Below are 10248 nucleotides of genomic sequence, written 5' to 3'. Positions count from 1 at the left end.
AGTACATCGTGAAAACGGCTTATCCTGAACATCTTGCGGGGGCTGTGAGGTTGAGTTGGCGCTCAACGGTTTAACCCGTGCCTTCAGCCCCCGCAAGCCATCCAGACGCCCCCTCGAAAATATTCCGGACAGTAGTGCGTGTGCGCGGGAATCCAATGAAAACGCTACACCGACAGATACCGGCTGATGCTCGCCTCATCGACCTTGTCGCGGGTCTCCTCGACCACGAAGCGGCCCTTCTCGATCACCAGGAAGCGGTCGGCGATTTCCATGGTGAACGACAGCACCTGCTCGGAAACGATGATGGTCAGGTCGCGCAGGTTGCGGATCTCCTTCAGGCTGCGGGCGATGTCCTTGATGATCGACGGCTGGATGCCCTCGGTCGGCTCGTCGAGCAGCAGCACCTTGGGGTTGGTGGCCAGCGCGCGGGCGATCGCCAGTTGCTGTTGCTGACCACCGGAAAGGTTGCCGCCCTTGCGGCCGCGCATTTCGTGGAGCACCGGGAACAGCGCGTAGAGGTCGTCCGGCACCTTGCCCCTGGCCGACGCCGGCAGGCCGGTCTGGATGTTCTCCAGCACGGTCATGCTGGGGAAGATCATCCGCCCCTGCGGCACGTAGGCGATGCCGCTTTCCACACGCTGGTGGGTTTCCAACCTGGACAGGTCCTTGCCATCGACGCTGATCTGCCCGCCCCACTGCGGCAGGATGCCCATCAGGCTCTTGAACAGGGTGGTCTTGCCCATGCCGTTGCGGCCCATCACCGCGACGATCTCGCGCTTGGCCACGTCGAGGTCGAGCTCGTGGAGGATCTGGCTCTGGCCGTAGCCGGAGACGAGGTTGCTGATCTTGAACATGTATGACTCCTTGCGCTCGATGCGTTGGGTATCGCTGTACCCAACCAATGGAACTTGGTTCGGTGGACGTCACGGCATTGGTGGTTGCTTGGAAGACCGCCCCTCACCCTGGCCCTCTCCCAGAGGGAGAGGGGAATGTCGGTGCAGGGGTCCAGGCACGGTGCTACGGGAAGGCCGCGGACTGCTCCTTCTCCCCTCGGGAGAGGGCTGGGGGTGAGGGGCGGAACACCAGCGCCTCCATATCCGGGAGCAGGGACCCATCAGTGCCCCAGATACACCTCGACCACCTTCGGGTTGCTCTGCACCGCCTCCATGCTGCCCTCGGCCAGCACCCGGCCCTGGTGCAGCACGGTGACCTTGTGGGCGATGCTCTTGACGAACTCCATGTCGTGCTCGATGACCAGCACCGAACGCCCCTGGCTGATGCGCTTGAGCAGTTCGGCGGTCTGTACCCGCTCGGACACGCTCATCCCCGCCACCGGCTCGTCGAGCATCAGCAGCGCCGGGTCCTGCATCAGCAGCATGCCGATCTCCAGCCACTGCTTCTGGCCGTGGGACAGCAGGTCGGCCTGCTGGTGAAGGAACTCGCCGAGGCCGATCTCGCCGGCCACCTGCCCGACCCGCTCAACCACCTCCGCCGAGCGCTTGAAGAACAACGCGCCGAACACCTTGCGGCCCTTGGGATAGGACATCTCCAGGTTCTCGAACACCGTCAGGTTCTCGTAGATCGACGGGTTCTGGAACTTGCGCCCGACCCCGGCGCGGACGATGTCGTACTCGCGCATCCGGGTCAGTTCGCGCCCCTCGAACTGGATGCTGCCGCTGGTGGCCCTGGTCTTGCCGCAGATCAGGTCGAGCACCGTGGTCTTGCCGGCGCCGTTGGGGCCGATCACCACGCGCACCTCGTTGCGGTCGAGATAGAGGTTGAGGTCGTTGACCGCCTTGAATCCGTCGAACGATACAGTGAGGCCCTCGATGGCCAGCACCGGCTTGGGGAATCCTGTCGGGCTCATGGGGTGGTCTCCAGTTCACGGGGTTTCTGGCTGGCCGGGGTTCCGCCGCCAGGTTTCGCGCTGGCCACCACGACGGCCGGCTTGCGCTTGAGCCTGCCCAGCCACTTGCGTCCGTGGCTGTCCCACAGCCCGGCGAGGCCATTGGGGAAGTACATGACCACGGCGATGAACAGGCCGCCCATCAGGTACAGCCACAGCTCGGGGAAGGTCTCGGAGAAGTAGGTCTTGCCGAAGTTGACCAGCAGCGCGCCGTACACCGCGCCGAGCAGCGACAGGCGCCCGCCGACCGCAGCGAAGATGACCATCTCGATCGACGGCACGATGCCGACGAAGCTCGGCGACATGAAGCCGACCTGCAGGGTGAACATCGCCCCGCCGATCGCCGAAAACGCCGCGGCGATGCAGAACACGAAGACCTTGAAGCTGGCCACGTCGTAGCCGGAGAAGCGCACCCGCTCTTCCTTGTCGCGCATCGCCACCAGCAGGCGGCCGAGCTTGGAGGACAGGATGAACTTGCCGAGCAGGATGCAGCCGAGCAGCAGCACGGCGTTGACGAAGTAGAGGATCAGCTTCGCCTCGTCGCTGCGGATGTCCCAGCCGAGCAGGGTCTTCAGGTCGGTGATGCCGTTGACCCCGCCGGTGTAGCCCTGCTGGCCGATGATCAGCACGGTGAGGATCAGCGCGATGGCCTGGGTGACGATGGAGAAGTACACGTCGCCGACGCGGCGCTTGAACATCGCCAGGCCGATCACCAGGGCCAGCGCCACCGGCACCACGATCACCGCGAAGACGGTGAAGGTGAAGCTGTGGAACGGCTGCCACATCAGCGGCAGTTCGGTGATCTGGTTCCAGTCCATGAAGTCCGGGATGCCGGGGGTGGACTGGATCCTGGTGCTCTCCGGGTCGGACGCCTCGAGCTTAAGGAACATCGCCATGCAGTAGCCGCCGAGGCCGAAGAAGATGCCCTGGCCGAGGCTGAGGATGCCGCCGTAGCCCCAGCACAGCACTAGGCCGACGGCGACGAAGGCGTAGGTGAGGTACTTGCCGACCATGTTCAGGCGAAAGGCGTCGAGCAGCAGCGGGAACACCACCAGGATCAGCGCGGCGAGCACCGCGAGACCGATGGCGCCCTGTTTGCCGCCGAGGAATTTGTCGAGTGTCGAGTTCATGTCCGGTTCCTCATGCTGATGCGATCTCCACTGCTCCGGCGAACCGGCTCCCTCTCCCCCGGCCCCTCTCCCATGAATGGGAGAGGGGAGCAAAGCCGCTTCGGCGTACTCATCATTTGCGCACCTTGATCGAGAACAGCCCCTGCGGGCGCAGCATCAGGATCAGGATCACCACCGAGAGGGTCAGCACCTTGGCCATCGAGCCGCTCATGAAGAACTCGGTGATCGACTGCGCCTGGGCGATGCTGAACGCCGAGGCGATGGTGCCCACCAGGCTGGAGGCGCCGCCGAACACCACCACCAGGAAGGTATCGACGATGTACAAGGAGCCCGCGGTCGGCCCGGTCGAGCCGATGGTGGTGAAGGCCGCGCCGGCCACCCCGGCCACACCGCAGCCGAGGGCGAAGGTCATGCGGTCGACCTTGCGGGTGTTGATCCCCACCGCGCGGGCCATCAGGCGGTTCTGCACCGTGGCGCGCACCTGCAGGCCCCAGCGCGAGCGGTAGAGCATGAGGAACAGCGCGGCGGTGAGCAGCAGGGTCAGGCCCATGACGAACACGCCGTTGCGCGGAATGTCGATGGCCTCGGTGGGGTTGAACGAGCCCATCAGCCAGTCCGGCAGGGTCGCCGAGACTTCACGGGCACCGAAGGTGGAACGGAACGCCTGCTGCATCACCAGCGACAGACCCCAGGTGGCCAGCAGGGTGTCCAGCGGGCGCTGGTAGAGCTTGCTGATCATCGCCCACTCGACCAGCCAGCCGATCGCCCCGGCGATGAAGAACGACAGCACGATGGCGACGAAGAAGTAGTACGGTCCGAATGCCGGCGCGTACTGGTAGGTGAGCGTCGACACCAGGAAGGTGGTGTAGGCGCCGATGGTGAGGAACTCGCCGTGGGCCATGTTGATCACGCCCATCTGGCCGAAGATGATCGCCAGCCCCAGGGCCATCAGCAGCAGGACGCAGAACACCGATAGCCCGTTGAAGCCCTGCATGACGACGATGGCCCCGAACTCTGATAGCCATTCCATGATGATGGTCTCCTGGTGGATGGGTGGGTTTTGCCGAAGTGGTTGGGGTAGCTCACGCGATGGCCTGGAAGTTCGCTCCCTCACCCCAGCCCTCTCCCGGGGGGGGGGAGAGGGGGTTATTGCGGAGTTGCCGGCTGGCGCCTCGATCTCCCGCTACGCCGAACCAGTCCCCTCTCCCTCAGGAGCGGGGCGCGTAGCCAGGGTGAGGGTGAGGGGCGGAGCATCGCCCCACCCCACAATCCCCTACTGGTAACCCTTCGGAAACGGATCCGGCTCGATCAGCCCGGACTCGTAGACCACCTTGAACTGGCCGTCGGCCTGCACCTGGCCGATACGGGTCTTGCTCCACAGGTGGTGGTTGTCGTGGACCTTCACGTAGCTCTCCGGCGCGCTGTTCAGCTCGATGCCCGGCGAGGCGGCGACCACCTTGTCGACGTCGAAGCTGCCGGCCTTCTCCACCGCGGCCTTCCACAGCCACGGGCCGAGGTAGGCGGCCTGGGTCACGTCGCCGATCACCGCGTCCTTGCCGTACTTGGCCTTGAAGGCTTCGACGAAGGCCTTGTTGTTCGGGTTGTCGAGGCTCTGGAAGTACTTCATCGAGGCGTAGAAGCCGGTCATGTTCTCGCCGCCGATGCCGAGCAGTTCATCCTCGGTCACCGACAGGGTCAGCAGGTTCTGTTTCTCGGCGGTCACCCCGGCGGCCTTCATCTGCTTGTAGAAGGCGACGTTGGAACCGCCGACCACGGCGGCGAAGACCACGTCGGGCTTGCGCAGCTTGACCTTGTTGATCAGCGAGCCGAACTGAGTGTTGCCGAGCGGGTAGTACTCCTCGCCGACCACCTTGCCGCCGAGCACGTTCTCGATGTGCTTGCGGGCGATCTTCATCGAGGTGCGCGGCCAGATGTAGTCCGAGCCGATCAGGTAGAAGGTCTTGGCGCCCTTCTCCTGGGCGATCCAGTCGAGGCCGGCGAGAATCTGCTGGGTCGCCTCCTGGCCGGTGTAGATGACGTTCTTCGACTGCTCCAGGCCCTCGTAGAAGGTCGGGTAGTAGAGCAGCCCGTTCTCCTTCTCGAACACCGGCAGCACCGCCTTGCGCGAGGCCGAGGTCCAGCAGCCGAACACCGCGGCGACCTTGTCGCCCACCAGCAACTTGCGCGCCTTCTCGGCGAAGGTCGGCCAGTCGGAGGCGCCGTCTTCCTGGATCACCTTGATCTGCCGGCCGAGCACACCGCCGGAGGCGTTGATCTGCTCGATGGCCAGGCGCTCGGCCTGGATCGAGCCGGTCTCGGAAATCGCCATGGTGCCGGTGGCCGAGTGCAACTGGCCGACCGTGACCTCGGTGTCGGTGACCGCCAGGCCGGTGGTGTTCGCCCCGTCGGCCAGCGCCGTGTGGCTGAACACGCTGGCCGCCAGCAGCGAGAGTGCGGCGGCACCCAGCGCGAGTCGGCGGGGAAGGAATCGTTTGGCTCCCGTCAATCGTGAATCCATGGTCTTGCTCCTCTCGGTGGTTGGCCGCGCCGGATCGCCTCTGCCCGGCTTGGGTTCGGGAGCAAGAATGGGCCGCGAGGGCGCCCGGGCCCTATACGCAGATTGACGTAACGGCATACGTCATCTGACGTACTGAGCCGCGCGCCAGAGTGGTGCAGGATGACGCCTACGAGACCGTAACGCGCGCATGGGCACGGGTAGACCGACCCTCACCCCAACCCTGGCTGGGGTGAGGTGAGGGGCGGTCCGTAACCAGCACTCCGAGGCACGAACGTTGCAGATTTACACCCATCGTCCAGCCGCCAGGACCACCGCCGTGCAGTACACCGGACCGCAACGCATCGCCAAGATCCGCCGCGACTACAACACCTGGGTCGCCGATGAGACCCTGGAGGACTACGCCCTGCGCTTCACGCCGAAGTCGTTCCGCAAGTGGTCGGAACTGCGCATCGCCAACACCGCCCTCGGCGCCGTGTCGTTCCTCGCCCTGGAGGCCATCGGCGGCGCGCTGGCGATCAGCTACGGCTTCACCAACACGCTGTGGGCGATCCTCGCGGTCAGCCTGGTGATCTTCCTCACCGGCCTGCCGATCAGCTACTACGCCGCCCGCTACGGCGTGGACATGGACCTGCTGACCCGTGGCGCCGGCTTCGGCTACATCGGCTCGACCATCACCTCGCTGATCTACGCCAGCTTCACCTTCCTGTTCTTCGCCCTCGAGGCGGCGATCATGGCCCTGGCCCTGGAGCTGTACTTCAAGATCCCGCTGGCGCTGGCCTACGTGATCTGCTCGATCATCATCATCCCGCTGGTGACCTACGGCATCACCCTGATCAACCGATTGCAGATGTGGACCCAGCCGGTGTGGCTGGTGCTGCTGTTCCTGCCCTATATCTTCGTCATCGCCAAGAACCCCGGGGCGCTCGGCGACTGGACCAGCTTCGCCGGCCGCGAGGGCGAGGCCGGCGCCTTCAACCTGCTGTCGTTCGGTGCCGCCTGCACGGTGGCGCTGGCCCTGGTGACGCAGATCGGCGAACAGGTCGACTACCTGCGCTTCCTGCCGGAGAAGACCCGCGCCAACCGCCGTAGCTGGTGGACGGCGATGCTCATGGCCGGCCCCGGCTGGATCGTCGCCGGGGCGCTGAAGATGCTCGCCGGCGCCTTCCTGGCCTTCCTCGCCCTGCAACACGAGATCCCCATCGAACGCGCCGCCGAGCCGACACAGATGTACCTGGTCGCCTTCGGCTACGTGTTCGCCTCGCCGGCCTGGGCGATGGGCGCGATGGTGCTGTTCGTGATCGTCTCGCAGGTGAAGATCAACGTCACCAACGCCTACGCCGGCTCGCTGGCCTGGTCGAACTTCTTCGCCCGCGTCACCCACAGCCATCCGGGCCGCGTGGTGTGGCTGGTGTTCAACGTGGTGATCGCCCTGATGCTGATGGAGCTGGGAGTGTTCGAGGCGATCGAGGAAGTCCTCGGCCTCTACGCCAACGTCGCCATCGCCTGGATCGGCGCGGTGGTCGCCGACCTGGTGATCAACAAGCCGCTCGGCCTGTCGCCCAAGCACATCGAGTTCAAGCGCGCGCACCTCTACGACATCAACCCGGTCGGCGTCGGCGCCATGCTGATCGCCTCGCTGCTCTCGGTGGTGGCCCACGGCGGGCTGTTCGGCGAACTGGCCAAGTCCGCCTCGCCGATGGTTTCCCTGATCTCCGCGCTGCTGTTCGCGCCGCTGATCGCCTGGTTCACCGGCGGCCGCTACTACATCGCGCGGACCAGCACCCTCAAGCTGCTGCATCCACAGCAGACCCACCTCGAATGCGTGCTCTGCGCCAATGCCTTCGAGCGCGAGGACATCGCCTTCTGCCCGGCCTACGGGGCTCCGATCTGCTCGCTGTGCTGCTCGCTGGACGCCCGCTGCGGCGACCTGTGCAAACCCAAGGCGCGCCTCGCCGCGCAGTTCGACGCACTGGTCCGCTGGCTGCTGCCGAACGCCTCGGTACCGCGCCTGCACACCCGGCTGGCCCACTACCTCGGCGTGCTCACCGTGGTGGTCGGCCTGATGTTCTGCGCCCTGGCGCTGATCTACAGCCAGGTGTCCCAGGGCCTGGCTGGCGACCCGGCGCAGGCGGTGCTCTACCAGGGCTTCTTCAAGGCCTTCATGGTCCTCGCCCTGTTCGCCGCCGGCCTCGCCTGGTGGGTGGTGCTGACCCGCGAGAGCCGCCACGTGGCGCTGGAAGAGTCGAACCGGCAGACTGCCCTGCTGATGCAGGAGATCGAGGCGCACCGCAAGACCGACGAAGAACTGCAGAAGGCCAAGGAAGCCTCGGAAGCGGCCAACGCGGCGAAGAGCCGCTACGTCACCGGGCTGTCCCACGAACTGCGCACGCCACTCAACAGCATCCTCGGCTACACCCAGATCCTTCAGCGCGACCCGGCCACCAGCGCCGGCCAGCAGGACGCCCTGGCGACCATCCTGCGCAGCGGCTCGCACCTGCTGTCGCTGATCGACGGCCTGCTCGACGTGGCCAGGATCGAGGCCGGCAAGCTCAACCTGGAGCCGACGGAAATCCCCTTCCCGGAATTCCTCGCCCAGTTGCAGCAGATGTTCGCCCCGCAGGCGCAGGACAAGGGCCTGGCCTTCCGCTTCCAGCCGCAGGGGCGCATGCCGGCGGTGGTGCGCGGCGACGACAAGCGCATCCGCCAGATCCTCATCAACCTGCTCGGCAACGCCGTGCGCTACACCGACAGCGGCAGCGTCAGCCTGCGCGTCAGCTACGCCCGCGAGACCGCCACCTTCGAGATCGTCGACACCGGCATCGGCATCGCCCCGGAACAGCTCGAACGCATCTTCCAGCCCTTCGAGCGCGGCGACCCGCTGCGCCAGGACAACGGCCTCGGTCTCGGCCTGACCATCACCAAGATGCTCGTCGCCCTGATGGGCGGCGCACTCGACGTGCGCAGCGCGCCCGGCCAGGGCACCTGCTTCCAGGTGCGCCTGTACCTGTCCGAGGTGCGCGTGCCGCAGGCGGTGGTGCACGTCGAGCACGACATCGTCGGCTACCGGGGCCCGCGCCGCCTGGTGCTGCTGGTCGACGACCACGTCGAACACCGCAAGGTGCTGGCCGGCATGCTCGAACCGCTGGGCTTCCAGATCGCCGAGGCGGGCAATGGCCAGGAAGCGGTGCGCCAGGTGGCGCTGCTCAACCCCGACCTGATCCTCATGGACCTGTCGATGCCGCTGATGGACGGCTGGGAGACCAGCGCGCTGATCCGCCGCAACGCCCTGTCCCGGGCGCCGATCATCGTCATCTCCGCCAACGCCTTCGCCGACGACCGCGAACGCAGCGTGGCCGCCACCTGCAGCGACTACCTGGCCAAGCCGGTGCACACCCCGCAACTGCTGGAGAAGATCAAGACCCACCTGGGCCTGGAATGGCTCAAGCGCCAGGAAGAAACGCCCGGCGCGCCGGCGCCGCTGACTCCGCCATGTGCCGCGACCCTCGCCGAGTTGCACGAACTGGGTGCGCTCGGCTACGTGAAGGGCATCCTCGAACGCCTCGACGCCGTCGAGCGCGACGAGCCGGCCAGCGCCGCCTACGTCCAGCAACTGCGCGGGCTGGTCAAGCGCTTCCAGCTCAACGACTTCAACCGCCGCCTGAAGGACGCCCTGCAGCACGCCGAGCTTCCAACCGAAGGAGAAACCCCATGAACGCCGCCGTACAGCCCGACCAAGCGGGCATCGTGCTGATCGTCGACGACACCCCCGACAACCTCGCCCTGCTCTCCGACGCCCTGGACGCCGCCGGCTACATGGTGCTGGTAGCGATGGACGGCGCCAGCGCCCTGGAACGCATGCAGCGCCGCCGCCCGGACGTGGTCCTGCTGGACGCGGTGATGCCGGGGCTGGACGGTTTCGAGACCTGCCGGCGGATCAAGGCCCAAGCGGAAATCGCCGACATCCCGGTGCTGTTCATGACCGCGCTGACCGACAGCGAACACGTGGTCGAAGCCTTCGCCGCCGGCGGCATCGACTACGTCACCAAGCCGCTGAAGACCGACGAAGTGCTCGCCCGCGTCGCCGCCCACCTGCGCACCGCTCGCCTGTTGCAAGCGGCCAGGCGCGCCCCGGCGAGCCGGCCGACGCTGACCGGCGAGGAAAACCTGGAAGCCCTGAGCAGCCGCTACCAGCTCACCGGCCGCGAAGTCGAGGTATTGCACTGGGTGGCCTGCGGCAAGACCAACCGCGACATCGGCGACATCCTCGGCCTGTCGCCGCGCACGGTGAACAAGCACCTCGAACACGTCTACGTGAAGCTCGGCGTGGAAACCCGCACCGCCGCCGCGGCGCTGGCCATCTCGCTGTGCCGCTGAGCGACGCCCTACGCACCACCGTCCTTCCCCGCTCCTCGCGCTGGCAGACGAAGGGATGATCCGGGAGAATGCGCCAAATTACTCAAAACGAGTGATTCCCGGCGCCCGGTAATCCAGGAAAATGCCGCACCACGCGCCTGATCGTGCCTAACGACCACGGCCGCCCAACCCACGGCGGCCGCGCGACCAATAACCAAGGGGAAAACACCGTGTCTGATCGTGAATTTATGGAATTCGACGTCGTCATCGTCGGCGCCGGCCCGTCCGGCCTGTCCGCCGCCTGCCGACTGAAGCAGAAAGCCGCTGAAGCCGGCCAGGAG

Annotated in this window: 8 protein-coding genes; 3 read left to right on the top strand and 5 right to left on the bottom strand. The window is 66.2% G+C overall.

From position 1 onward, the window contains the following. Positions 1–164 precede the first annotated feature (164 nt). The 5 genes from urtE to urtA all read right to left on the bottom strand — a co-directional run bounded on the left by urtE (position 165) and on the right by urtA (position 5554). On the bottom strand, positions 165–854 hold the full coding sequence (gene urtE, locus PSEWESI4_RS15780) for an urea ABC transporter ATP-binding subunit UrtE (protein WP_187672173.1): 690 nt from the start codon (positions 852–854) through the stop codon (positions 165–167). A gap of 260 nt (positions 855–1114) precedes the next feature. After that, complete coding sequence (gene urtD, locus PSEWESI4_RS15775) at positions 1115–1867, bottom strand: urea ABC transporter ATP-binding protein UrtD (RefSeq protein ID WP_187672172.1); 753 nt, start codon at positions 1865–1867, stop codon at positions 1115–1117. Further along, positions 1864–3036, bottom strand: a complete 1173-nt coding sequence (gene urtC, locus PSEWESI4_RS15770) for an urea ABC transporter permease subunit UrtC (RefSeq protein WP_187672171.1) — start codon at positions 3034–3036, stop codon at positions 1864–1866. The genes urtD and urtC overlap by 4 nt, the downstream gene beginning before the upstream one ends. Before the next feature lie 112 nt (positions 3037–3148). Further along, positions 3149–4066 (bottom strand): urea ABC transporter permease subunit UrtB, encoded by a 918-nt coding sequence (urtB, locus tag PSEWESI4_RS15765; protein ID WP_187672170.1) that lies wholly within the window; start codon positions 4064–4066, stop codon positions 3149–3151. A 243-nt stretch (positions 4067–4309) separates the two neighbouring features. Continuing rightward, complete coding sequence (gene urtA / locus PSEWESI4_RS15760; protein WP_187672169.1) at positions 4310–5554, bottom strand: urea ABC transporter substrate-binding protein; 1245 nt, start codon at positions 5552–5554, stop codon at positions 4310–4312. A gap of 316 nt (positions 5555–5870) precedes the next feature. Here urtA and PSEWESI4_RS15755 point away from each other — a divergent pair, with 316 nt between their 5' ends. From PSEWESI4_RS15755 to PSEWESI4_RS15745, 3 genes are all read left to right on the top strand, one after another. Beyond that, complete coding sequence (locus PSEWESI4_RS15755; RefSeq protein WP_187672168.1) at positions 5871–9266, top strand: hybrid sensor histidine kinase/response regulator; 3396 nt, start codon at positions 5871–5873, stop codon at positions 9264–9266. Further along, positions 9263–9928, top strand: coding sequence for a response regulator transcription factor (locus tag PSEWESI4_RS15750; RefSeq protein ID WP_187672167.1), 666 nt, complete (start codon positions 9263–9265; stop codon positions 9926–9928). The genes PSEWESI4_RS15755 and PSEWESI4_RS15750 overlap by 4 nt, the downstream gene beginning before the upstream one ends. Before the next feature lie 227 nt (positions 9929–10155). Beyond that, on the top strand, positions 10156–10248 hold a 93-nt coding region (locus PSEWESI4_RS15745; RefSeq protein ID WP_187672174.1), incomplete at its 3' end, for an NAD(P)-binding protein.

It is taken from the genome of Zestomonas carbonaria, from assembly GCF_904061905.1.
GTDB classification, from domain to species: domain Bacteria; phylum Pseudomonadota; class Gammaproteobacteria; order Pseudomonadales; family Pseudomonadaceae; genus Aquipseudomonas; species Aquipseudomonas carbonaria.
The sequence above is the reverse complement of the archived record's forward strand: the minus strand, read 5'-3'. Positions and strand labels throughout refer to the sequence as shown.